This window comes from Chitinophaga sp. 9-1-y (assembly GCF_059511905.2).
Map to the genome: position 1 here is coordinate 3242540 of NZ_CM197955.1, position 26030 is coordinate 3268569.

Annotated in this window: 21 protein-coding genes and 1 riboswitch; of the genes, 8 read left to right on the top strand and 13 right to left on the bottom strand. The window is 46.4% G+C overall.

Annotated features, from left to right (window positions below; all coding sequences use genetic code 11):
- Positions 1-156 precede the first annotated feature (156 nt).
- Complete coding sequence (locus AC5ZC7_RS12775; RefSeq protein ID WP_496161694.1) at positions 157-984, bottom strand: phosphatase PAP2 family protein; 828 nt, start codon at positions 982-984, stop codon at positions 157-159.
- A gap of 59 nt (positions 985-1043) precedes the next feature.
- On the bottom strand, positions 1044-1559 hold the full coding sequence (locus AC5ZC7_RS12780; RefSeq protein WP_496161695.1) for an FUSC family protein: 516 nt from the start codon (positions 1557-1559) through the stop codon (positions 1044-1046).
- 97 nt (positions 1560-1656) lie between these two features.
- Between AC5ZC7_RS12780 and AC5ZC7_RS12785 the strand changes: the two genes are divergently transcribed.
- The 3 genes from AC5ZC7_RS12785 to AC5ZC7_RS12795 all read left to right on the top strand — a co-directional run bounded on the left by AC5ZC7_RS12785 (position 1657) and on the right by AC5ZC7_RS12795 (position 4675).
- Entirely contained in the window at positions 1657-2733 is a 1077-nt protein-coding gene (locus tag AC5ZC7_RS12785; RefSeq protein ID WP_496161696.1) for a PCMD domain-containing protein, read from the top strand.
- A gap of 77 nt (positions 2734-2810) precedes the next feature.
- Positions 2811-3887, top strand: a complete 1077-nt coding sequence (locus AC5ZC7_RS12790; RefSeq protein WP_496161697.1) for a PCMD domain-containing protein — start codon at positions 2811-2813, stop codon at positions 3885-3887.
- Positions 3888-3904: 17 nt separating this feature from the next.
- Entirely contained in the window at positions 3905-4675 is a 771-nt protein-coding gene (locus AC5ZC7_RS12795) for an outer membrane beta-barrel protein (RefSeq protein ID WP_496161698.1), read from the top strand.
- Between the two features lie 107 nt (positions 4676-4782).
- Here AC5ZC7_RS12795 and AC5ZC7_RS12800 read toward each other — a convergent pair whose 3' ends face one another.
- Complete coding sequence (locus tag AC5ZC7_RS12800) at positions 4783-6354, bottom strand: S10 family serine carboxypeptidase-like protein (protein ID WP_496161699.1); 1572 nt, start codon at positions 6352-6354, stop codon at positions 4783-4785.
- Positions 6355-6451: 97 nt separating this feature from the next.
- Positions 6452-7243, bottom strand: a complete 792-nt coding sequence (locus AC5ZC7_RS12805; protein ID WP_496161700.1) for a helix-turn-helix domain-containing protein — start codon at positions 7241-7243, stop codon at positions 6452-6454.
- A gap of 86 nt (positions 7244-7329) precedes the next feature.
- On the opposite strand from AC5ZC7_RS12805, the gene AC5ZC7_RS12810 reads away from it, so the two are divergent.
- Genes AC5ZC7_RS12810 through AC5ZC7_RS12820 form a run of 3 tightly spaced genes read left to right on the top strand, consistent with a single transcriptional unit; the run spans position 7330 to position 11339 of the window.
- The gene (locus AC5ZC7_RS12810) at positions 7330-8664 is read left to right on the top strand and encodes a TolC family protein (RefSeq protein ID WP_496161701.1); all 1335 of its coding nucleotides are present in this window, start codon (positions 7330-7332) and stop codon (positions 8662-8664) included.
- A 3-nt stretch (positions 8665-8667) separates the two neighbouring features.
- Positions 8668-9738, top strand: a complete 1071-nt coding sequence (locus AC5ZC7_RS12815) for an HlyD family secretion protein (RefSeq protein WP_496161702.1) — start codon at positions 8668-8670, stop codon at positions 9736-9738.
- A gap of 2 nt (positions 9739-9740) precedes the next feature.
- Positions 9741-11339 carry an MFS transporter gene (locus tag AC5ZC7_RS12820; protein WP_496161703.1) on the top strand — a complete coding sequence of 533 codons (1599 nt, stop codon included), beginning with the start codon at positions 9741-9743 and terminating at the stop codon, positions 11337-11339.
- 20 nt (positions 11340-11359) lie between these two features.
- Here the strand turns inward: AC5ZC7_RS12820 and AC5ZC7_RS12825 are convergent, their stop codons facing one another.
- Together AC5ZC7_RS12825 and AC5ZC7_RS12830 are read right to left on the bottom strand one after the other, a co-directional pair.
- On the bottom strand, positions 11360-12103 hold the full coding sequence (locus AC5ZC7_RS12825) for a LytTR family transcriptional regulator DNA-binding domain-containing protein (RefSeq protein ID WP_496161704.1): 744 nt from the start codon (positions 12101-12103) through the stop codon (positions 11360-11362).
- 5 nt (positions 12104-12108) lie between these two features.
- Positions 12109-13248 carry a histidine kinase gene (locus AC5ZC7_RS12830; protein WP_496161705.1) on the bottom strand — a complete coding sequence of 380 codons (1140 nt, stop codon included), beginning with the start codon at positions 13246-13248 and terminating at the stop codon, positions 12109-12111.
- Positions 13249-13523: 275 nt separating this feature from the next.
- On the opposite strand from AC5ZC7_RS12830, the gene AC5ZC7_RS12835 reads away from it, so the two are divergent.
- The gene (locus AC5ZC7_RS12835) at positions 13524-15980 is read left to right on the top strand and encodes an outer membrane beta-barrel protein (protein WP_496161706.1); all 2457 of its coding nucleotides are present in this window, start codon (positions 13524-13526) and stop codon (positions 15978-15980) included.
- A 699-nt stretch (positions 15981-16679) separates the two neighbouring features.
- Here the strand turns inward: AC5ZC7_RS12835 and AC5ZC7_RS12840 are convergent.
- From AC5ZC7_RS12840 to glk, 4 genes are all read right to left on the bottom strand, one after another.
- Positions 16680-17099: a Rid family hydrolase gene (locus tag AC5ZC7_RS12840; RefSeq protein WP_496161707.1), complete on the bottom strand. Its 420-nt coding sequence runs from the start codon at positions 17097-17099 to the stop codon at positions 16680-16682.
- Positions 17100-17194: 95 nt separating this feature from the next.
- Entirely contained in the window at positions 17195-17626 is a 432-nt protein-coding gene (locus AC5ZC7_RS12845; RefSeq protein ID WP_496161708.1) for a VOC family protein, read from the bottom strand.
- Positions 17627-17676: 50 nt separating this feature from the next.
- Complete coding sequence (locus tag AC5ZC7_RS12850; RefSeq protein ID WP_496161709.1) at positions 17677-18963, bottom strand: chloride channel protein; 1287 nt, start codon at positions 18961-18963, stop codon at positions 17677-17679.
- 43 nt (positions 18964-19006) lie between these two features.
- A riboswitch (Fluoride riboswitch) is annotated at positions 19007-19078 on the bottom strand.
- Positions 19079-19091: 13 nt separating this feature from the next.
- Complete coding sequence (glk, locus tag AC5ZC7_RS12855; protein ID WP_496161710.1) at positions 19092-20147, bottom strand: glucokinase; 1056 nt, start codon at positions 20145-20147, stop codon at positions 19092-19094.
- Between the two features lie 169 nt (positions 20148-20316).
- On the opposite strand from glk, the gene AC5ZC7_RS12860 reads away from it, so the two are divergent.
- The gene (locus AC5ZC7_RS12860) at positions 20317-22098 is read left to right on the top strand and encodes a glycoside hydrolase family 15 protein (protein ID WP_496161711.1); all 1782 of its coding nucleotides are present in this window, start codon (positions 20317-20319) and stop codon (positions 22096-22098) included.
- Between the two features lie 111 nt (positions 22099-22209).
- Here the strand turns inward: AC5ZC7_RS12860 and AC5ZC7_RS12865 are convergent, their stop codons facing one another.
- From AC5ZC7_RS12865 to AC5ZC7_RS12875, 3 genes are all read right to left on the bottom strand, one after another.
- A complete protein-coding gene (locus AC5ZC7_RS12865) occupies positions 22210-24393 on the bottom strand; it encodes a bifunctional alpha,alpha-trehalose-phosphate synthase (UDP-forming)/trehalose-phosphatase (protein WP_496161712.1) in 2184 nt (727 codons plus the stop codon).
- Positions 24394-24509: 116 nt separating this feature from the next.
- Positions 24510-25406, bottom strand: coding sequence for an EamA family transporter (locus AC5ZC7_RS12870; RefSeq protein ID WP_496161713.1), 897 nt, complete (start codon positions 25404-25406; stop codon positions 24510-24512).
- Positions 25403-26008 (bottom strand): CGNR zinc finger domain-containing protein, encoded by a 606-nt coding sequence (locus AC5ZC7_RS12875; protein ID WP_496161714.1) that lies wholly within the window; start codon positions 26006-26008, stop codon positions 25403-25405. The genes AC5ZC7_RS12870 and AC5ZC7_RS12875 overlap by 4 nt, the downstream gene beginning before the upstream one ends.
- Positions 26009-26030 lie beyond the last annotated feature (22 nt).

A 26030-nucleotide genomic window follows, 5' to 3' on the forward strand; every position in this document is an offset into this window, starting at 1 on the left:
ACCAGCAACTTTGCCCCATTGCCAAAAACAGGTGTTTGTAACCAGGTCAGCTTTAGGGGTTAACCCCCACATCATCTACCAGTAATATCCCTTTTATTTTTTTAATATGTTACAGAAGTCTCTCTTCTCTTATCCCGGATGTTGCAGTAACACTGCTTAATGGGGAAAGAAGATGAAACTTAGCCCTGCACTGCGAAATTCAGGATTGTAGTAGGGCATCACCACTTTGCTGGCAGTATGGTCCGTGTCTTTGAATAATTTTCGTTGTATCCACGGGTATACCCAGTAGGCAGCTTTGGTGCTTAATATGCCCATACCAGCGCCGGCTACCACATCACTGAGCCAGTGTTTATTATTGTACATTCTGAGTGCACCGGTAGCGGTAGCCGCGGCATAGCCGGCCACGCCGATCCAGGGCGACACATCTTTATATTCCTGCCGTAGGAATTCAGCTGAAGCAAAGGCGGTAGCAGTATGGCCGGATGGGAACGACAGAAAATCTGATTGATCCGGGCGTTCTTCGTGTGTCCAGTGTTTGATGCCTTCCACAGAACCAGCCGTCAGTATGGCGGAGATACCCAGTATAATGGTCCGGTCCCGGAAATTATGTTTGCCATGAACGCCAGCTGCATTCAGGATATATACCGCTGCAACCGGTGAATATTGCAGGTAGTTATCTATCTGCGTCCGGAAGGTAGGATGATCTTCTTTTATTTCTGCCCGGGTACTGGTGTTTAAGTCCCGCAGGGAAGGATTGTTCAGGGCAATAAAGCCATAGCCAATCATGACTGCCGGTATGGCCACTCCCGCAATGCTACTGTGAAAGCGCGCGTTTTGCTGTGTGCCGATATTATATTTGGGAACCGCCGTTATTTGAATGGAATCTTTATGAGAAGGCAGGGAATCCGTATCCTGTGCTTTTACACTATTGGAACAGGTAAAGGCGCCTAATGCCAATCCTGCTGAGAATATCATTTTCTTCATGCATCACTCCTTAATGTGCCAAAAATAACGGCCAATTCTGGAGGAATTCTGTACTTCTGCTATTCACCTCCCTTATCGATCTTCGGGAGGATCATCTCCGCTGTTTGCCGGGCATATTTGTTATGGAAGACGAAGGTAATGACCAGTCCAAGCAAACAACCGGCTAATACCGAAAGGACTCTTTCTACGGCTGTATCCCAAACATGCGTGCCGGCTTCATGGGTCATGACAATAATAGTGGCCGCCAACGCAGTGCGCGTAGCAGCTTCCAGGCTGAGTAAATTACAGACGACAACAGTAATGAATACCGCTATACACATCATCAGGATCATATGCGGATGTACCAGGATCAGCAAAAATCCGACAATGCCACCTACTATGTTGGCTTTAATCCGTGTAACCGCTAACGTTACTGCATCCGATCCATCAGGTGATAATACCAGCATCACAGAAATCAGTACCCAGATAATGTCTTTGTAATTGGTGGCCCACGACAGCCCAAGCACTACCAGCACACCTGTTACACATTTCGCTGCGTAGATCAGTACCCGTTTTATTCGCTGTTTATCTACCATATTGCAATGATAGCAATTTATAGATATATGTAATGCAGGAAATAAAAATGTACTTTTGATAGGATTGGATGTTTGTAACCATTTAACCAGCAATAGCATGAATATACGGAAAGCAGGTGCCCTAATGGCATTGATGCTGGCGTTTTACGCCTGTATAAAAGAGGCCCCGGTTAACCCGGAAGCAGATATTGAAACCTTTAAGATAGATCGCAAATACCTCACTGCAGACATTTTCGTTGACCAGGTTAATAATAAAATTGTATTACCCCTCACACCAGATGCGGTTGACAAAGGCGTAGTGCCGGTGATCACTATTTCATCAGGAGCCTCTGTGGTGCCGGCATCCGGCGACTCCTTGAAGTTCAATGGGACCAGTGCCACGAAGTATGTGGTAACTTCCGCCAATGGCGCCAATAAGAAAACCTACACGGTGGAAGTAGCCAACATTGGTGTGTTTGCCTGGGACTTTGAAAGTTGGCTGTTGAATGATAAAGACCGGTACCAATATGTGGTGGAAATAAACGGTAGTTTGACAGACACCAGCCAGGCCTGGTCTTCCGGCAATCCGGGCGTGGCCCTGTCTGGCGTAAAGAAAGATCCGCTCGAATATCCATTGCGGGCCACTACCGATGCATACCACGGGAAATATGCCGCAGAACTGGTTACCCGTACCGGCACGGCATTATCTAACCTGGTTGGTATCAAGTTGTTTGCCGGCTCGCTTTACCTGGGTGTTTTTGATCCGATGAATGCCTTAACAGCACCATTGAAAGCTACCCAATTCGGACAACCCTATTTGGGTAAGCCTGTCCGTTTTACAGGTTATTATAAATATACCCCGGGAGAGAAGTACCAGGATAAGGCCGGCAATATTATACCAGGCATGAAAGACAGTTGCGCCGTTTACGCCATATTATACACCGGAACCACACGCCTGGATGCTACCAACATTCAAACATCAGACAGGATACTGGCGCGCGCCAGCATTCCGGATGGTGGTCCCAGGGCCGGCTGGACAAAGTTCGATGTACCATTTGTGGAAGTACGCAAGTATACGGGGAGTGATAAAATGATGATGGCAATTGTTGCTTCTTCCAGTAAAGACGGGGATACTTACAAAGGCGCTATTGGCAGTCGCCTGGTACTGGATAGCCTGCAAATTACACAACCATAAATTTTCATGTTCCGATGTAACCGGGTGTCTACTGCATGTTTCGTACCTTTGCGAAGTTTTAACAAATCGAACGGAAAATGAATGTACGGAAACTATGTTATGTAGCGGCCACGATGGGCGCGCTACAGTCCTGTATTAAGGATGCACCACTTAACCCGGAAGCAGACATCGAAGCTTTTACACTGGCACCCAATCAAATCACCAGTGATGTTTTTATTGACCAGACAAAATCTCAAATCCGCTTGTATCTGACAGACGAAGCATACCAGAAAGGGATTGCACCAGTTATCAAAGTGAGTGCAGGAGGGCATGTATCACCTGCCTCCGGCGATTCACTCAAGTTTAATGAAAGCGGGTTTAAAGAATACGTGGTTACTTCTGCCACCGGTACACAACGGAAATATACTGTAGAAGTAGTTCAAACGGGTGTGTGGAAATTTGGATTTGAAAGATGGGATACGGTTTCAACGAACGATGCCTCCTGGAAATACGTCAATCCATTATCTGATGATGGCCGTAATATCTGGGCTTCCGGTAATATTGGTATTGCTATCACCGGTGTGACTGAAATCAATGACTTCCCTTTGCATGTTACCACAGATGCAAAAGATGGTAAATACGCTGCCGTCATTGAAACCAAGCCAGGCAATGAGTTGTCTGCCTGGATGAATATCCACCTGTTTGCCGGATCATTATTCCTGGGGAACTTTGTGACCGATTTTCTTTTTGAGAACCCGCTGAAATGTACACAGTTCGGCCAACCTTATACAGGTACAGTACCCAAGAGCTTCTCCGGTGATTACAAGTACCAGCCAGGTACACAATTCATTGAGAGAGATGGCACGCCGGCACCAGGTAAGGTAGATGAATGCTCTGTTTATGCGGTATTATACACGGGCACTACCCGTCTGGATGCCACTAACATCCTGAGTTCCGACAGAGTAGTAGCTACCGCAGTGTTGCCTGATGGTACCGCAAAAGCTGACTGGACCCATTTCGATGTACCATTTGTTGCTATTCCCGGTAAGAGCGCGTTATCCGGTCAGCCTTTAATGATGGCCATTATCGCTTCTTCCAGTAAAGACGGCGATCACTATAGAGGTGCTGTGGGCAGCAAATTGATACTGGATAATGTTGAAATTGTACACGAGTAAAAGATTAATCAGAGGCTATGAAAATAAAAATGTCAGGACTGATGCTGGGTATGCTGATGGCAGCAACTACCTTATTTGCACAGGATAACGGAAATGAACCTACGAAAAATAGTGCTTTTACACCAGGGCTGGAACATCGTATTCTCGCGGGCTTCAATTTTGGCGCTACTACACCCATTGGCTTTCCCAATACCATTCGTAAAGTAAACGGTTACTGGCCGGAATTCTCACCTTCACTGGGGTATGAGCTGTCATACCGCGCTACCCGTAAATGGGGAGCTGCCGTGGCAGTTAAATTGGACTACAAGGGAATGGGTACAAAAGATGAAGTACAATATTTTCCTACTATCATTACCACTGATGATGGTGGCCGTTTTCAGGGAGACTTCTCCGGTAAAAACAAGACCATTGCGCGTAATGCGTATGTGTCTTTCCCGGTAAGCGCGGTATTCACGCCTAATGATAAATGGCGCTTTAACCTGGGTGGCTATGCTGCCTGGTTGTTCAGCTCTAACTTCTACGGTACTGTTTCCGATGGTTATATCCGTAATGGCGGACCTACCGGTGAGAAGGTAATTATTTCTGAAGCTACTTTCGACTTTGGTAAGAACATGCGCACATTTGATGCTGGTTTGCAGGGTGGTGCTGCTTACAAAGTGGGCAAGAAACTCAGTGTGAATGGTAACCTGAACTGGGGCCTGCGTCCTATCTTCCCAAGTGATTTCCAGGGAATGTCGTTCCCGTTGTACAATGTATATCTCACGTTGGGAGTAACGTATAAGATATAGCTTTTAGCCTTTAGCTTTTAGCTTTTAGCAAAATGCAGCGGAGATTAACATATAATGTTCTCCGCTGCATTTTGCTAAAAGCTAAAAGCTAAGGGCTAACTGCTTCATCAATATTTCGCTGCCTGGCCAGCTTTCGGTATCGAGGCATTGATAAAAGCCCGGATATCATCATTCCCGGTGGCAAGATCATCTTTCCGTAAATACATCATATGACCGCTGCGGTAGCCATGCCAGGAGAGGCGGTCTTTCAGGCGGCCACCAGGATCCAGTTGCCACATACTGTATTTGGCATTGAAGTAGTCGCAGGCGCCATCATAGTAGCCTGATTGTATCATTACATGCAGGTAAGGATTGGCGGCCATCGCGTCGCGGAGGTTAGCGCCGGTGTTATCGCCTTTATTATCCCAGGGAAATACCTGGCCGAACATCATGTATTTTAAGTCGGTACGGAATTTCAATTCTTCTCTCAAATAAATATTAATTGCGGGTGTAAAGGCATGCAGCCAGGAGGTTAGCTCTGCATTGTAGTCGGGGTCATTACCAGCGTCTTGCCGGTCAATGCCGCGGTAGCGGGAATCCAGCCGGCCTACGGTATAACCCTTATCCCTTAACAATTCTTTCCAGAAAAATCCTGTTGGTACGTCCAGGTTATGTTGCAGAATTACCTTTTCAGACAGGCCGGAGTAGCGGGCCATTTTAGCGGCAATGTTTTTACGTTGCTGTTCGTCGAGGAATCCGCCCTGGCTCATGGCAGGGATCAGCTCATGGATCGTAAAATCTTCTACTTCCGGTAAAACGGCCGCCAGGTCTTTCTGTTGCAGATCGGAGGGCAATGCTTTGTGATACCAGGCAGTAGCGGCAAAGTAAGGCAGGCGTAATGCGGCGTCTACAGGGCCATTGCGGGCAATGCCTAACTCTGTTGGTGATACGAGGATCACGCCGTTCAGGTACATCCATTGTGCATTTTGCAGTTCCAGGGCCAATCCGGATACACGGGTAGTACCATAACTTTCTCCTATCAGGTATTTGGGAGATGCCCACCTGTTTTGCCGGGACACAAAAGTGTTGATCCATTCGGCCAGGTACCGGATATCTGCATTTACACCAAAGAATTTCTCCCGGGGCACATCTTTACCAATTATCCGGGAGAAGCCCGTATTAGCAGGATCTATGTAAATAATATCGGCGATGTCAAGAATAGACTCCGGGTTTTCGTGTATGCCATAAGGTTGTACCGGGTAGCCTTCTGCATCGATATTCAGCAAGCGGGGGCCGGTGTAAGCAATTTGCATCCATACGGAAGGGGTACCCGGGCCACCATTGAAAGAAATAACCAATGGCCGTGTACTACGGTCTTTCACATCTGTTCTTTCGTAATAGGTGTAGAAGAGTCCGGCCAGTACTTTGCCATCCTGGTCCCATACAGGCTGTGTGCCGGCAATGGCTTTATAAGGAATCTTCCGGCCTTTCACGGTTACGTCGTGATAGCTGATCACGGTGGTATCCGGGTTAAGCGTTACCGACCAATGTGGTTGCAGATCTTCCTTTAATGAAGGCGCTGATAACGAAGGCGCTGACGGGGAAGGCGCGGCTTTCTTTTGTTGCGCTTGTACGGACGACAGACTTACGATGCCCGCCATCAGCAACGGGAGCATTATCGGTTTTCTCTTTAAGTTCATGAAACAGATCTTGATTGTCTTTCAAGATTAGTTAAAAGCGGGAGAAATGCAAACACTTTAGGATGGGCGGCTGCTATCAGGTAGCATCAGGTTATTGCTACAGCTGGAAGTCGCTGGGCCGTCTGCCCACCAGTTTATAAAAGGTATTGCTGAAAGCGGAAACGCTGTTATAGCCAGTATCCCAGGCTATTTCATTGATGGTTTTCTGTGTTTCCAGCAGGTATCCCATGGCTTTAATCATCCGGGCCAGTTTCAGGTACTGGAAGAAGGAAATATCCATGGTGGAACGAAATAAGCGGGTGAGGGTTCGTTCACTGTAATTGAATTGGTGGCCTACGCTTTCCAGCGACAGCGCTTCTCCCAGGTTTTCCTGTATGTATTTTAAAACGGGCTGTAGTCGCGGGTTTTCTGTGGTAGGCAATGTAATAGGTAATGGCACCGTACTGATTTCCGGTAACATATTTTTGATGGCTTTGATGAAAATAAAGCGCTTGTCATTGGGTAGTACGTCACCATCCCAGCTCGCGGTGTGCAGGATCATTTCCAGCAAAAGATTGCTCACAGGGTAGATGCCGGTTTTAGTATAGAAAGGGTCCTGCTGGTCTTCCGGTTCACTGAAAAAATAAATGGTGCGTATATAGTTAGCCGGATAGCGATGCTGAAAGTAATGTTCCACACCCGCTGGCACCCACATATAATGGCGGGCGGGCAAAAAGTAGGTTTTATCTTTTGTATACAAAAAAGCGGCTCCACCTTCAACATAGGTGAGCTGTCCTTTGTTATGTTGATGATAGGAAAAGTGATGTTCCGTTTTCCAGTGCCATACATACGCAGATTCCGGGATGGCATCAACGTCTTCCAATACCAGTTGTGGATTAATATCTTTCATTTGGCCGGATCTAACAATTTTATGGCAATTTATAGAAAATAAATTAACTAATAGGGTTGGAACTTTGCATCTTCATCACAATAGATATGTCTACAATTACTAATAAGTGGCTGGCCGGAACCGTGCTTTTCGCACTATTCAGCATCCAGACAGCCTTTAGTCAGAACCCTGAGCAGAATACCCTAACGTTAACGGATGTATGGAAGAAAGCAGATGTATATAACCGGCAATTGCAAATGCAATATCTGCGCGTTCAGAGCATGGAAGCACGTACCAAAGCAGCCAAAGACGAACGCCTGCCGGAAGTAAAGGCCAACGGCGTATATGCCCGCGTGTCTAACCTGGCTATTTACGAAGACGGGCTTTTTAAGGCCCCCACGCAATATCCGGTTGTACACGGCTACTACCAGTTTGGCGCCGATGCTTATCTCAATGTATATAACGGCGGCAAAACCACCCGCGAAATTAAAGTACGGCAAACAGAGGCCGGGCTGGCGAAAGAACAACAAAACCTTACGGTTACCGATATACGATATAAGGCTGCCTCGCTTTACCTGGATGTATACCGGGGACGGATGTACGAAAAAGTAATGTTGCAGGACATTGCTGAACGTGAAAAGGAGTTAGCGGAAATACGGGAGCTCCATAAAAATGGGGTAGTCCTGAAAAGTGACCTGCTCCGTGCTGAATTGAAGCTGTCGAAACAGAAAATGACGCTGCTGGAAATAAGAAACGGCATCGCCATCGCCAACCAACGCCTGAATATCATGATAGGGCAGGCCGATAGCGTAGAAAACCAGGTAGCCCTGGATACATTGCTGCTGCCGCAGGTACCTGCACGCACTTACGAAGACTACCTGGCAGATGCATACGAGCATTCCTTCGCCTTTAAGATTTCAGAAAAAGAAACGGCGCTGAGTGAATTGAAACTCAGGGATGTGAAAAGTAATATTCTCCCTAAAGTAGGACTCTATGCAGAATACAGCTATACGTACCCGCAAATACTCTTTTATCCTTACTCCATCGCTTTATATGGTCTTGGACAAGTAGGCGTTAAAGCGGGAGTACCCATCTCCGCATTATATCAAAACAAACATAAAAAACAGGAAGCTAAGATCAACCTGGAGCGCCAGGAAATTGAACATGCAGCTACCAAAGACCATGTCAGGGAAGAGGTGAAAGCGGCTTATCTCCGCTATACCGAAGCACTGACCCGCATTGGTGTAGCCAATGAAAATATTACCCAGGCAAAAGAGAATTTCCGGATTGTCAATAACACCTATTTCAATCAGCTGTCTTTACTAACAGACCTGCTGGATGCAGAAACACAATTGCTGCAATCCCGCTTCGACCTTACTACCGCAGAAGTAACGGCACAATTACAATACTATCAATTATTGAAAGCAACAGGCAACCTTTAATATATGAAGACTAACACAAACACCACTACGAACAAAACCGACAGACTTATTTCACGTATTACTACCATCATTGCATCTATTGTAGTGGTATGCCTGGCTATCTGGGGAATAAGAACACTGTTGCACCAGATGAAGTTTGAAGAAACCAACGACGCACAGATAGATGAATATATTAACCCGGTAGTGGCTAAGGTGACTGGTTATGTAGAAGAGATCCGGTATGAAGAAAACCAGGAAGTAAAAAAAGGAGACACACTGATTATCATTGATAACAGTGAGTATGCCGCACAGCAACAGGAAGCTGAGGCTTCCCTGTTAAATGCCAAAGCGCAGGTGGGCATCCTGGAAAGTAATGTGACCACTACCGCGCAATCTTCGAAAGTATACCAATCACAGATCGCCGCTGCCAAAGCAAAGCTGACTCACCAGGAACAGGAATATGACCGCTATAAAAAGTTATATGACGTAGAATCAGCCACCAAACAGCAACTGGAAAGGGTAGAGGCGGCACTGGCCGTGGCCCGTTCCGATTATAACACCGCCATCGACGCCTACCAGGCTTCCCTGGCCAAAATCAATGACGCCAAAGTGCAGCAGAGCGCACTGGAAGCAGAAATTAAACGAAGAATGGCCGTGGTTACCAAAAACGACCTCAATGTATCTTACACCATTATTACCGCTCCCTATAATGGAAAGATGGGCCGCCGTACTATTCAGCCTAAGCAATTGGTGCAGGCCGGACAGGTAATGGCGTACATCGTAGACTGGGAAGCCGGTAAATGGGTAGTTGCCAACTTTAAAGAAACGCAAATACGACATATGCACGTGGGAGAAACGGCGCAGATTGTAGTAGATGCTTACCCCGGGAAGAAAATAACCGGGAAAATAGAATCCTTGTCGGGCGCCACTGGCAGCCGTTTCTCTCTCTTACCGCCGGACAATGCCACGGGCAACTTCGTAAAAATAGCCCAGCGCATACCAGTACGCATTCGTCTCGACGGCGCTCCCGATGAGTTGAAGTTATTATCCGCCGGAATGAATGTGAATGTTTCTATTGCAAAAGAACATAAGTAGTCATGGGGCAAGGTAAGCAGATATTTCGCTCCTGGGTGCCGGAATGGTTAATCCGGCTGACCATCTTACTGGTGTTGTTTCCCACCGTGATGTTATTCGCATTGTCCACAGCTAACGTGAACGCCGCTACGGGATTTTACGGGGCCGAACCGCAGGATATACAGTTTTCAATGTTGGTGTACTACGCTGCACTGGTAGCTTTTACGCCGCTGGAAAAACGCTTTTTCAGCCGCATTGCTACCAAAGAATATTTTTTGATTTGTATGGTGCTGCAGGTAATAGTGACCTACTGGTGTTATCATACACGTGAACTGCCGGCACTTTTCATTTGCCGCTTTCTGCAAGGAATATTGAATTGCGGCGTGACCAGTATTTGTTTAACGCTGTTATTCAGCCGCCTGAAATCAGAACATGCCCGTGAAACAGGGTACGCTATTTTTTATGGAATGATTCTTTGTTCAGGATCATTGACCTCCCTGATAACAGCGCCTTTGGTAGATGATTATGAATATAATGCCCTCTATAAAATGGTCATTTATTCGTTTGTACCCGGGGCTACCTTGCTGTTGCTGCTGATGAACCGGGTGCACCTGGTGCGCCGTGTGCCGCTATACCAGTTGGATTGGACCAGCTTCTTTCTATATGCACCCATGCTGATCATGCTGGGCTACATCATGATTTACGGGCAACAATACTACTGGCTACAGGATCCGAAGATTGTAGGATGCATTATCGGTATCGTATTGCTGACCGCTACTTTCGTAATACGACAATTACATCGTAAGCGTCCATTTATTAATATGGAGGTGTTCAAGTCGAGGGCCTTTTTATTTGGAATCCTTTTACTGGCAGGACTTTACCTGATACGCGGATCCTTCAATATCACGACCAGCTTCTTTTCTACGGTATTGGGGATGGATCCTTTACACACTTATGAGCTGCTGATTTACAACCTGGTAGGAATTGTTATCGGATCTATTATGTCAACGCGACTGGTGATCAGGAAAAGGCCCCTGCAATTTATCTGGTTAGTTGGTTTCTTTGGGTTGCTGGTATTTCATAGTGTCATGTATTTCCTGTTTGCGTCGGAAGCAGACCAGTCCACTTTTATATTGCCTTTGCTGATACAGGGCTGGGGAGCGGGGATGTTGTTAACGCCCATCGTGTTGTTCATTATTTCTTCTGTGCCGGAAAGTGTTAGTGTGTCTGCGTCTACAGCAGGTGTATTTATACGTTATACCTTCTTCGGTTTGAGTACGGCATTGATTAATTACTTTTCGCTTTACTTTACCAAAACGCATGTGATGCGTTTAAGTGATGGGGTATCACGGGTAGATAATGGTTTATCAGAGCGGTTGCATACCTACCAGGGTGCCCTGGAATCGCGGGGATTGATGGCAGATCAGGCGGCCAAACTGGCGCCTGGTCTGTTGGACAAGGCCATGCAGAAACAAGCCTTTCTGAAATACGCCATGGATTATTATGAACTGGTGGCGATCCTGATTTTAATATTGATGTTGCTGATTGTGGCAACACCGTATATTATTAACCGCACTGTTATTAATGTGAAAGCCAAGCAACCAGCGGCGGCCACTATGTAGTGGCTGCGAGGGGAGTAGGCTCAGGAGAATTTTATTTTGTCCCAGAGCTTACTCCGGACTACCTGTTCCAACACCTGCTCGTGATAATTTCTGCTGATGGGAATACGATGTGACTGGATATGAATTTCATTGCCTTCGATACCTTCTATTTGATGGATGGCCACAATGTATGATTTATGTACACGGATAAAGGCTTTCGGGTCAAGGTTTTGTTCCAGGTTTTTCAGGTATAGCAGCGTCACATATTTCCCTTTCCGGGTATAAATGGTGATGTAGTTCTGCATGGCTTCTACATATAAAATATCCTCAAAGCAAATCTTCTCATATTTACTGCCCGATTTAATGAAGCAATAATCGGCAGGTTTGGCTGTTGGTGGCGGATCAGCAGGGGAGTTGGATTTGGTGAGTAACTGATGATAGTCTTTTGCTTTATTGACGGATCGGAAAAACCGGTCAAACGTGATGGGCTTGAGTAAATAGTCCAGCACATTTAATTGAAATCCTTCCAGTGCATAAGTAGGGAAGGCGGTGGTAATGATGACCAGTGGCGGTTTCTGGACGATTTTTAGGAAGTCGATGCCGTTCATTTTTGGCATCTGGATATCGAGGAAAATAAGGTCGATGGGATGTACATCCAGCAGTTTCATGAGCTCCACCGGGTTTTTGCAGGTGCCGGTAAGTTGGAGGAAGTCGATTTCCCTCACATAGTTGGCGAGACCTTCTCTTGCCAGCGGCTCATCATCAATGATTACACAGTTCATCATCGGTGTTATTTATAGGTGAAGGCCATCTGTGGAGCAGCTGACGGTTGCAACAGGGGCGTAAGCAGTAATTTTAATTTTACGGTGAAACGCTCCTGGTCGGCCTGGATGGCCAGTTCATATTGTTCGGGATAAATTAAATCCAGTCTTCTTTGCACATTCTTTAAGCCAATGCCGCCATAGTGCACCACTTCACGCTCTGTTTCGGGAGCCGTACTATTGGAAATGATGACATCCAGTTGTGGTTCATCCAGGTGTATAGCGATATAGATCCAATTGGGTGCATCTGTATGGGTGGATACATGTTTAAAGGCATTCTCCACAAAGGTCATGAGGATAAAAGGAGCAATGAGCAGGTGGCCTGTATGGCCAGGACGGATATCTGTTGTTACGGCGATATTGTGGTTCTGTCTCAGCTTTTCCAGTTCAATGAAGTTTTCGAGGTAAGCGATTTCATTGCTTAAAGGAATTTGTTTGTCGTTGCACTCATACAGCTGATACCTGAGCAGGTCCGAGAATTTAGCCAGTGAGGCAGAGGCCTTATCCGGGTTTTTATGGATAAGAAAGAAGATGGAATTAATAGAATTAAAAAGAAAATGGGGATTGAACTGGTACTTCAGGAAGTTCAGTTCTGTTTCCAGTTTTTCTTTCTCGAGTAGTTGTTGCCGTCTTTTTGTTTGCAGCCAGTTCTTGGTGAGTGTGATGCTCATGGCCAGTGTCATCACCGCCAGCGTAGCGGGGAGCGCTGCTCCAAAAAATTGGTAGATGCAGTTGGCGGCGTTTTGTCCATATAGTTCGGTGACCGTTTTACCTGCCACTGCCGCCGCCAAATAGTATCCCGGAATAATGCAGCAGCTGGCACATAAAATAGTGGCCACCAGGGAAACGATGTATATAGTGAACCGGCCTTTTTCCAGCAGGCGGGGCATAAGGTAATACAGGTTGAAGTAAACAGCGGCAGCCTGGAATACAAGGTAGAAAAGGAACTTGATGGTAAACGGGGAGAAGAACATCGCGGTGGCGGCTTTTAGCGGATTGCCAATGGCGATGGTCCACCAAAGGTAGTTGTAGGCTACCCAGAAAGGAATATGGTGTAGCTTATACCTGAACACCCAATGTGTTGATTTACTATGTAATGGCGTATTCATTTCCTATAATGATTTATCCGTACAACCACTGTTATTGAAGTTACACTAATCCACAGGAATTTGATGCTCACTATATGAATTCCTTTAAATAATTGACAAAATGCAGGCTGGGGTATATGATCGGTGAAATCCTTCCCGAGAAGAGGAAATCATGCTCCGGAGCCGTGTTTTAGGTTGGTCATCAATTATATTGTACGCTTGGTCATTCCGATTTTTCAGGCGTTAGCTGCGCACTTTTCTTTGTGGTATTCTGATCCCTTCTCAAAAAGAAAAGCATGAAAAACCCGATTATTTATTGGTTGGTCTTTTGTCTTTCGCAACCCGCGCTGGCACAGGTAACGGGGAAGTTGGTAACCGCCACCGGAGACCCGGTTCCTTTTGCCAACGTGCTGTTAATAAAGGCCGTAGATACAGTTATCCTCAAAACTACCTTAACGGATGATGCCGGTAATTACGGGTTTCCTGATCCGGGACGTGGAAAGTATCTACTGCGTGTAAGCAGCATCGGCTACGAATCGTGGGAGTCGCCGGTATTTGAAGTAGTAGTGGCGCCCGGGAGGAAAGACCTGGGCACCTCATTGCTGAAAGTATTGGCCACCCAACTGAGCGCAGTAACAGTACAAGCCAGTAAACCATTGTACCAGCAGCAGGCAGATGGCATGGTAGTAAATGTAGAAAGTAGTATTATGGCGAAGGGAAGCACGGTGTTGGCTTTGCTGGAGCGATCACCGGGCGTTGTTATCGACTATCGGAATAACGGCATTTCATTGAATGGAAAATCCGGAGTGGCGGTGATGTTGAATGGAAGATTGTTAAGACTTCCGCTGGACCAGGTGGTGAGCCTATTAAATAATATGAGTGGGAATGACGTGGAGAAAATAGCGTTGTTGACAACACCCGGCGCCAGTTATGATGCAGAGGGTAGCGCGGGGGTAATCAATATTATCACGAAGAAAAATAATAAACAAGGCAGAAACGGCACCGTGAGTTTGTCGGCCGGATATGGTAAAGGGGAAAAGGGAAGCGGGAGTATCCGCCTGGCGGGCAATACAACCAATACCAATTTATATGGATCATATTCGTTTACCCATGATCGTACTTACAGCGATATGTTTATTGACAGCGACCAGGACATGCCTGCGCTGGGTGGCCAGATGAACGTGTTGGTATGGGATACCAGTAAAGTAGTGAGAAATAATCATGATGTATCGCTGGGTTTTGACAGAAACATCACGACTACTATGAAGTTGGGAGGTAGATTATCATTTAATAGTAGTACAGCATCTTCAGTTATCACCAATCGTTCGCGTTACCGGGTGTTACCTGATTCCTTGTTGCGTTACAATGGATCGGTACATGGCACAAACCGTTGGAGGAACATGGTGGGATCCATCTACCTGGAAAAAGAAATCCGGGAGGGTGAAAAAATCAATGTAGATCTGGATTATCTCGGCTTCAGCAATAGCAGTCCTTCTGAGGTGCAAAGTATATTTCTGAATAAAGACAACGACACCGCAGGCGCTAATAATCCGCTTTTTTCGCCACAACAAAAAGGTTTTGCGAACACCACCATCAACGTAGGCGTAGCTAAAGTGGATTATATAAAACCGTTGAATAAAAAGTTGACGCTGGCCGCCGGGCTGAAAGGGAGTTACATCCGCAGCAGTAGTGCGTCACGCATACAGAGCCTGGTCAACCAGGAGTGGGTGGACAGAAAAGAGACTTCCGAAAACGTGTTGATGAAAGAGGCAATCGGTGCAGGATACGCCACCGTTACGGCTTTCTTAGATCCAACAGTGACCGTGACTTTGGGTGCCAGGTATGAATATGCCTTTACTCGCATGATCAACCCGGTAACGCGTATGAATACATTGGAAAGAAGGCAGGGGGTGTTGTTTCCGGAAGCAACTATTTCGAAAAAATTAGGAGAACTGTCAGCACTGCAGTTATCGTATAGCAAACGGATTAGTCGTCCGGCCTATAATGATCTGGCGTCTTATGTGACCTATAGTGATCCTACAGCGGTATATACAGGGAATCCCCTTTTACAATCCACCATTACTAGCAACGTTAAGATAGGATATAACTACAAAGGGTATACGTTTTCATTGTTATTCAGCAGGGATGACCAACCCATTGCGAGGTACCAGTTGACCGAAAAAGCAGCAGGCAATCTACTGTATATATCTCCCCAAAATCTCCTGTACCAAAACTACATCACGTTGCAGGCAAGCCTTCCGTGGAAAGTTACCAACTGGTGGAATATGAGCTACGGCCTGACAGGAGGACTGCGGCAATTCAAGCTGGATTATACCAGGCAGCCCGTAGAAAAAACTTACCTGGTTTACACCTTGAATGCAACAGAGTCGTTTACATTGCCCAAAAACTATGTGATCGAACTATCCGGTTGGTACAATTCATTGTCATACGGTGGCTCCATTAAAGTGGGTGGTTTTGGCGCCGTAAATCTAGGTGTCAAAAAAGAGCTGCCGCGTAACTGGGGCAGTTTGCAATTAGCCTGGACGGATGTATTGCGGACGGTTCAGATTAATACATACTACGGCACATTGACGGAGGAAGCGTTTGCAATAAAGAATCATGTATCTATTCATACAGAATCCAATGCGGCATCTGTGTTTAGGTTGACATATACGAAATCGTTTGGGGCAGATGTGAAAAAAACGCGCGCTGCGGGCGCCAGGGAAGAGGTGGATAGGATCCGGAAAGAATAATGTTTCGGAGTATTTATTTGTGCATGATCCGGCGTTGCGGTGAGTTTTTCGAATTCAAGGGCGTATTGGTGGTGTTTATTTGAGGTGAGTAGTTCCATACGCTGTAGAAATCGCGCTGTTTTAGAGGCTTCACAATTCGATTTCGCGGGACCGTATAATGGAGTAGGTTAAAGAAGATTAGTCTTTTAAACAGAATTATTCTATTTAACATAATATAAATTATAGGAATAATCTTGACCACAAAGAATGTATGTAAAAGTTTCTAGTCCTATGGGGCTTTTTACGCTGGGTACGGATCTTACTCTTGTGAGGTCTCCTTTAAGTCGTTTGTTTAGCGAATCCTTTCCGGCCTTATAGATGTATCAAAACCTGGCGCCCTTCTCTAAAACAGCCTCGTTTCGCAAAATTGAGAATTTCGTATCAGCCTGCGTGTGTTTTGAAATCCTGCGCCCCCTATTGTTGTGATTATTTAATTTGCTCCTGGAACCAGGATGTCACCCTGTCTAAAATTGCATACCAGGTCTCCAAAGTCGATTTTATCGTCTAATGTATTGAAAATGAACGCGCTGAGAATTGCATAAAAAATCAATCCCCATACTCTGGCAGGGATATCTAATTCTCAGCGCTTTGAAAAAGGCACAAAAAACCCGCTTGAAATGCGACGCAATTTCAAGCGGGTTAAAGTATGGGGTATCTTCATCAGTCGCGTTTCACTGCGAGCATTTCAATTTCAATCAACATACCGTCAAGGGCTAAACGCGGTACCGGGATCAATGTGTTTACCGGGAATTTTTTATCGCTCCAGATCAGCGCCGTTTCTTCGCCAAGAATGTGCAGGCGGTCTTCCGAGTGATCCACCACCAAAGTAGTTTGCTTTACCGCGTCCCGGAAGGTCAATCCCTGAGACGCCAATGCTGTTGCTAAATTGGCGAAGGCTTGTTTCACCTGCGTACGAAAATCATTTACCAGCTTACCATCAGCCGTTTCGCCGCCTTGTCCGGAGATATATACCAATGTATGGCCCGCTGGTACAACAGCCATATGAGAATAAGCGTTCGGTGTTGGGTCATATAAACCTGCAGGATTGATTAACTGCGGGGCTTTGATATCGTTTTCCATGCTATTGATTTTTTATTTTATGCTACAAAGTAAATGGAATCTGAAGCATGAAACACCATACAGAATACGTTATTTTACCCATAACAGTCACGTTTTCAGTGAGGCTCGATGAATTCAATGACTTCTCCGTCTAATCCGTACACCAGTGAGTTATGGATAATCAAGGGCGGTTCACCGAGATGAAGCTCCGCTGGTGGTACGCAGCTCGTAGCGCCCAGCGCAATCGCTTCGTGATATGCGACTGTAGCATCTGACACCGTAAGCGCAAAATGAAGCAGGGCGCCAGTTACAGGCGATTCCCCTTGCATGGCGCGGCGCCCCTGTGCGGGAATGTGGGCGTTCTTATCAAATACTTCTATATAGGCGTTGCTGCCTGGAATATTGAGCAGTGCGGCATATTCAATATTAAACTCCGGGAAAGTCCAGCTGTGAAACAACTGTAGCCCTAATCCTTCATAAAACCGGATGGTGGCCTTATAATCTTTTGCCTGTATGGCAATATGATGTATACCTATGATGTTTGTCATGGGTCAAAGGTAAAGCGATGCCGAAAAAGAAATCTATACTAACAAAATTGTTAGTGCAACTTCCTTACTTCCAGTCGCTGTGCCCCGTAGATGCCTGAGTGGCCGCTAAAATAATACGCGGTAAAACAAGCAATGGCAAAATACAACACGTGGTCGGTACCAAATAATTCAATCCCCATCAAGGTACAGGCAATGGGTGTATTGGTAGCGCCTGCGAAAACGGCGATAAATCCAAGTCCGGCGAAGAGATCTACCGGAGCGCCCATTAGCAATGCCAGTGTGTGTCCAAGGGTGGCACCAATGAAAAAAAGTGGGGTCACTTCTCCCCCTTTAAATCCCATTCCCAGCGTGATAGCTGTGAAAACCAGCTTCCAGAGCCAACTCCAGTCGTTTACATGACTGTTGGCATCGAAAGCCGCCAGTATACTGATACCATCCGGCGATTTGCTGCTTACGCCCAAGCCCAGGTAATCCGTAGTTCCGGCGAGGTAACTCAATAATATAATCACCACACCACCTACCACCGGAATTAACCAGGGTATTTTAATATAGGCGTTGGCGTGATGTTTAATGCTATGCATCAATTTAGAAAACAACGCGCTGCTTAACCCAAACGCCACACCTGCTACTATTACTTTTCCCAGGAGCCAGAGATCCAGGTGAATAAAAGGAAGAGCCGTGGTAACAGGATCTCCTATATAATGAATGGTATAATGTGTATGATGAATATTCCAGGCGCTACATACAATGTCAGCAAAAACGGCGGCAATTAAACAAGGTATCAGCGCATCATAACGCATCACACCAATGGCCAGCACTTCCAGCGCAAATACAGCGCCTGTAAGTGGTGTACCAAACACGGCTCCGAAACCTGCCGCAATTCCCGTCATCAACAAAATTCGTATATCCGCTGCCGATAGCCCCAGCTTTTTGCCAATTAAACCGGCCATGCTGCCGCCAATCTGTACGGCTGTTCCTTCCCGTCCGGCGGAACCGCCAAACAGATGAGTAATAATGGTGGTGAGCAATACCAACGGTGCCATACGGGCAGGCACTCCGCCACCAGGCTGATGGATTTCCTCCATAATAAGGTTGTTCCCTTTGTCGGCCTGTTTACCCCCCAAACGATACAACCAATAAATGACAACCCCGGCCAACGGTAATCCAAACAATAACCATTCATGTTCCCAGCGTATATGCGTTACCAGGTCCAGTAACGACAGGAATAACGCTACCAGTGAACCAACGATAATGGCTACAGGTATTACCAATACAGTCCAGCGCAGCAGCTGATAAGCTACTGTCAATTGTTCCAGCGAATTTTTCAGTTTATTCATATCCTACAAATAGCAAAGTGATATGGCAGTAGCTGCCATGCTAATATTTGTAGGCGCCATCAGACAGCCAATGGCTGACGGTTTGGATCAGGAAGACACCATTTCCTGTGTTGACCATAAAAGTAATGCTAATCTTTTAATAATCCAGCATAAAATGCGGCACCCCATAAAGCTGATTTATCATTATTGACAATATGAATAGGTACACTTGCCAATAACTCCGCCATCCGGTCGCCCTGCATATAATGATGATAGAAGTCGCCTGTTTCCAATAACACCGCTATTTTTGGAGGAATACCTCCACCCAGGAACAAGCCCCCGGTTGACTTCATTTTTAATACCAGGTTACAGGATTCCCTGGCGAGATAGCGCACAAATAATTCCATTGTTTTCACACAAACCGGCACCTTTTCTTCAATGGCAGCTTTACTTATTTCAGCCGATGGATCCCCGGCATTCATCGCCGCACGTAAGGCGGCGGGTTCTTCCATCCCTTTAATATCTCTCAAAAATTGGTAGATATCATAGATGCCTGGTCCGCTGATCACCCGTTCCCAGCTCACGATATCATATTTCTCCTGCAGATAACGCAGCAACAGGATATCCAGGTCTGTTCTGGGGGCAAAATCAGTATGGCCTCCTTCTGTGGGAAATGGATGATGATAGGTGCCATCCCAGTATAATCCGGCCATACCCAAGCCAGTGCCTGGCGCAATAATGGCCATATTGCCCGTATGTTCTGCAGCACCCCGGTGTAAAGTAGTAAGCTGTTCAGGCGATAAGGTAGCCAGCCCGTAGGCGGTGGCTTCCAGGTCGTTGATCAGGGCTACAGACCGGATACCGGTAGTCTGACGGATTTCCTCTTCACTTAATTCCCTTGATAGATTAGTGAGTTCTACTTTACCTTTTACTACCGGACCCGCTACGCCAATGCATATACGCTGCGGCGATGCATCCTTACATTCACTTACAAAATGTTGGATGATCTCCGAAAAATTAGCATAGTCGCGGGAAGCGTATTTGTGTTCCCTGATCAGATCCAACTGCCCATCTTCGCTGCTAAACAGTGCCAGGTTTGTTTTGGTACCGCCCAGGTCACCGGCCAATAAATAAGTTTTGGTATCCCCTGTTTGCGCTGGCGCCAGAAACTGAGGCAGATAGTGCTGCTTTTTCAATGTTTGCATCGCTGTGGAACTTTATACTTAAAAATAAGGGTTTCCATTAAGATTGCGGAATGATATGTTTTGTTAATAAATGTAGATCCATCTCCACACCCGGCATTATTGGAATAGCTTTTGTTCCCGCATGAACAATTTCAGGTAAAAAGTGTAATTCAAAAAAATCGTGGGGCTTATGGAAAGACATACTTATCAGACAGGAATTATTGGCAACTGCGCATTTCTGGCGCATGTAAATAAAAATACAAATATCGATTGGCTTTGCTGGCCGCGCATGGATAGCTCCTTCGTTTTCGGTGGACTACTCGACAGCAAGAAAGGTGGCGAATTCTCTATCCTTCCGGAAGCGGACTATTCTTCCCATCAATACTACCTCGAAAACACCAACGTACTTTGTACTGAAATCACTACTACGGAAGGCAGTTACCGCATCACTGATTTTGCGCCCCGCTTTCTTCAATACGAACGTTTTTTTAAACCGCTGATGCTGATCCGGAAAATAGAACCGGTGGAAGGCTCTCCCCGTATCCGGGTAAAATGTACCCCTGTATGTGACTACGGTGCGGAAAAGCTAAGACGCCTCCGGGGCAGCAGCCATATTGAATTTGGCGGCTGCGATGAAAACCTCCGTCTCACCACTAATATTGCTGTTAGTTATCTTTTTGACGAAGAGTTTTTTGTACTCAATGATACCCGCTACCTCATTCTTACTTATGGGCATCCCTTGGAAGCCCCGCTGGTAAGCACTGCGGAACGCTTTCTCCGGGAAACCATCAGCTATTGGCGTACCTGGATCAAACATTCCTCCATTGCCAATTATTTTCAGCCTTACGTGATCCGGGCTGCATTAACGCTGAAAATTCACCAATACGAAGATACCGGCGCCATTATCGCTGCCAGTACCACCAGCTTACCGGAATTCCCGGAAAGTGGGCGCAACTGGGACTACCGCTATTGCTGGATGCGCGACACCTATTACGTGATCACCGCCCTGAACCACATTGGTCATTTCGAAGAAATGGAACGCTACTTCGGATATATTACAGATATCTCTTTTTCGGGCGACTTCCGCTACCAACCACTATATGGCATTACCGGCCAGAAAACATTATCTGAAACGGTACTCCCCCACCTGGATGGCTACCTGGGCAATCAGCCCGTGCGTATAGGCAACCAGGCGTACGAACATATACAAAATGATATATATGGGCAGGTACTGATCTCCATGCTTCCTTTATATACAGACCACCGTTTCATTTTCTCTGAACGGAAAGACTCCGACCGGTGGATAGAACTGCTGTTGAAGAAGATAGAGAAAACCATAGATGAAAAAGATGCAGGTATCTGGGAATTCCGGAATATGGCTAACATCCACTGCTATACGAATCTTTTCCAGTGGGCAGGATGTGCCGCAGCAGAAAAGATGGCCCGCACCATTGGTAACGATGCACTGCTGGAAAGAGCCACCGCCCTCAAGAACCGCGCAGCCGCACATATTGAAAGCTGTTATGACCCGGTGAGAAAAGTATATACCAATGCAGCAGGCAGTCAACACCTGGATGCCAGCACGTTACAACTCATCATGATGAACTACCTGGATCCGGCTTCCGAACGTGCCCGCGATCACCTCGCGGCACTGGAGAAAGAACTCAAAACACCGGAAGGCTTATTTTACCGTTACCGTCACTCCGATGATTTCGGTAAACCCAAAACCACTTTTCTCGTATGTGCGTTCTGGTATGTAGAAGCCCTTGCTTGTGTAGGACGCCTGGACGACGCCCAGCGGGAATTTGGTAAATTACTGCAATACTCCAACCACCTGCTGCTTTTCAGTGAAGATGTGGAAGCGGAAACTGGCAGCCAGTGGGGAAACTTTCCACAAGCGTATAGCCATGTAGGTTTGATGAACGCGGCGTACCGGATAGCAATGAAACTCGATGTACCGATATTTTTGTAATATTTGTCTTGTTCAGGATTATACTGATTTTGATGATTAGACTATCTTGATTTTGAAAGATTTAAAAGGAAAAAGTCATTAGAATCAGTATAATCCTGAACAAGACAAAGCCTATGCTTCCCTGTTGCGGAGCGTCCGCAGCAGATGTCGCACCTCATGATAACTTCTTAGGTAATACTGTGCAGCCGAAACCTGGCTCCCCACTTTGACGGTAATAGCTTTGGCTGGTAAGGCTTTAAAGATGTCTTCGTCTGTTACATCGTCTCCCATGGCCATAATGAAATCATACTTTTTATGATTCAACCAACTGAGGGCAGCCTTGCCTTTGTTGATCTCTACATTTTTTACTTCAATCACTTTGTCGCCAGGTAACACCTGTAATCCCTTTTCTACAGTATAATAACGAAGGGTATTCATTAACTCGTTGGCGCGTAATTCGCCCAGGCCCGATTCCACTTTGCGGTAATGCCATACCAGGGAGTAGCTCTTCTCTTCAATGAAAGAGCCAGGGGTGCGGTCTGTAGCCAGTTCCATGATCGGTTGTAATTCCTTTTTCCATTGATCGGTCAGGCCGGGAAGTTGATACCACTCTCCTTCTTTGGTTTTTTGCCATGCGCCGTGTTCCGCAATCAGGTCGAGCTTTAAATGTCCGAACCACTCTCCCAGCGTTTCGTGATTTCGCCCGCTGATCATTACCAGGTCATTACCTGGTATTCCGGATAACTCCCGGAGCAGCTGATACAGGTCCGGATCTGGCGAGGCCATATCTATATTGGGCTGAAAACCTACCAGGGTGCCATCATAGTCCAGGAAGATGATACGTTTGCGGGCATTGTAATACTGTTGCCTGATCAATACAGCAGTTTCCTGGTTCACGCGGCGGGCCAGCATGTTCTGCTGCATTTCATTTACTTCCTGCAGGCGGGTCATGAACAGCTTCACCCAGTGATGAATATTGAACTTGGCCACTACAGAACGCATCTGTTTCATGCGCCGTTGTTGTTCGGCCAATGGCATATTGAGGGCATCCACGATGGCACGGGTAATAGCTCCAATGTTGTTGGGATTAACGATGATGGCATCTATTAATTCTTTAGAGGCACCTGCCATCTCGCTGAGAATCAGCACCCCGTCGTTGTTACTGCGACTGGCCACATATTCTTTACTCACCAGGTTCATGCCATCACGCATGGGGGTAACGAGACAGATATCGGCGAAATTATACAGGGCCGATAGTGTTTCAATGGGAAAGGAACGATAAAAGTATTGAATGGGATGCCATGTAAGGGTACGGAACCGGGCATTCACATTACCTACGTATTTATCTATCTGGTCGCGCAGCTCTTTATATTGGGCCACTGTATCGCGTGACGGGACCACAATCATGTATAGCACCACCTTACCAATGTATTCCGGATGTAATTGCAGTAGTAGTTCAAAAGCTTCCAGTCGTTGCAGGATACCTTTACTATAGTCCAGGCGATCAATCGAAAGAATGAGCCGGTCGTCGTGGAAGTTTTCCTTCAGGCGTTGCAACTGTAGCAATACCTCCGGGTCTTTGCCCATCTCCGCATATTTGTTATAGTCGATGCCCATGGGGAATGTTTCCACTACAATAGCGCGATCGTTATAAGAAACAATATTCGCGGAGGTGTTAACGGGGAGCAATCTGCTGGCGGCATTCAGGAAATGCCGGGTGTCGTCGAACGTATGGAAGCCCATGAGATCTGCGCCCAGCATCCCTTCCAGTATTTCAGCGCGCCAGGGTATCAGGCGGAATAGTTCATATGAGGGGAATGGGATATGTTGAAAGAAGCCAATGGAGATCTCCGGCATTTCTGTCCGTATCATTCCAGGTAGTAATAGTAGTTGATAGTCGTGCACCCAGATAATGTCGCCGGGTGCGGCTACCTTCATAATAATATCTCTGAATTTTTTATTTACCTGGTAATAGGCATCCCAATGTGTTTGTTCATAGTGGGCATATACCGCCATATAGTGGAAAACTGGCCACAGTGTTTCATTGGAAAAGCCTTCATAAAAGTTGTTAATCTCATCTTGTGTCAGGAAAACGGGCATCAGGTTCATTTTACGCAATTGCTTGGTCATCTTCTCCTGCTCCTTAGGATCGGTGATTTCCTGCCCGGGCCATCCTATCCAGATGTTATTTCCTTCTCTGTAAATAGATCCAAGGCCTGTTGCCAGTCCTCCTTCACTGGGTTGTAATGTGTATTCACCGTTTGTTTCCGAGATCTTTACCGGTAGCCTGTTCGATACAATAATGGTCTTTCGCATAGTCAGTTTGTATAATCTATTAGCTAATTACATTCAATTGAAGTAGCATTAACGAACAAAAAATACACCCAAAAGAACGGCACCAACATATATAAATAAATACAATACAAATATCACTACCGGCGCCCCAGTGTCATCATTACTACCCCACTGATGACAACAGCCGCCGACACACCCACCATAGGCGTAATGGCTTCATTACCGATGGCCCAACCCAGGAATAAAGCTACGATGGGATTTACATAGGCGTAAGTAGCAGTGAGTCCAGGCGGTGCATTTTTCGACAACCAGCTATAGGAAGTATATCCCACCAGTGATCCGATGAGTACCAGGTATACATAGGCCTGCCAGCCTTCCAGGGTCATGGCGGGCAGGGTACTGATGGCGCCAGGTTCAAATACGAGGCTCATCCCGAAAGAGAATACACCCCCCGCCAGCATTTGTATAGCCGTACTGGTAATTTGTGTAGGCATAGATAACCGTTGAACAAACAAGGTTCCCACTGCCCAGCAAATATTCCCGGCAACTACCACGGCCACCGGCCATAAAGGAAAGGTACGGGCTTCATGCTGTGCGAAGGGATTAAATAAGAGGAACAGTCCGGCAAAGCCGATGGCGATACCGATCAGTGTTAAAGCAGACGGGCGTTGTTTACTGAAAAAGGCCCAGTCCATTCCCATTATCCAGGCAGGCATGGCAGCTACCATGAGCGCCACCAGGCCGGAAGGCATATAATGCACCGCCAGGGCTACGGTAGTATTACCAATCCCAATGAGGGCGATTCCGATTCCGCAAGCTGCCAGGAATTGTTGGCGGTTAGGCCAGGTGTGCTCCCGCCAGTAACCGATGATTAACAACAAGCTTCCTGCGGCGAGAAAGCGCAGGGCTGACAGGAAAAATGGCGGTACCACTTTGGTGGCGATCTTCATACCCAGGTAAGTGGATCCCCATATAATGTATACGGCTAAAAGGCAAAAGATCAGTTTGGAAGAGAGACTACTTCGTTGATTCATGGTTGCTTTCTTTTGGTACGTTGATAGTTCCGGGTTACTTTATCTACATCTCCGCAGGTACTCATGCTACACCATTTGCGGGATCCATTGCGGCTTTTGTCCAGGAAAAGCCATCCACAGGCAGGGCACTCCTTTATCTGTGCCGGCTTATCAGCAGTATATAACTCTACGGCTGATTTTACCAGCCACCAATATAACTGCTCCAGCGCAGGGGCATTGAACTGTAATTTTCCTGCTGCCGTGAGTTCAATGTTGGCGTAGGCTTCCCCGATATAAGTATTGAACTGCACCAGGTCGGCAGACACCGGCGATTTGCCTGCTATCACGGCCGCAAATAAACGATGCAACAATTCCCGCAACACGAGACTTTTTTCAAAAACGACGGCCGCTTTTTGCGGATAGTCTTTCGCCAGCCGTTCCAGGGTATGGATAATTTTGGGAGATAAGGTACTGGTCCGGGCATACCATTGCAACAAATCTTTGAACGTAGAAAGGTAGTCGTAAGTACCTACTTTTTTACGATTGTCAATCGTATTGACAAAATCCAGGCACAAAATACCACCGTCGAACCGAAGGGTAGAAATGGATTTGGGAACAGGCATATCTCCTATTTTTAGTCTTACC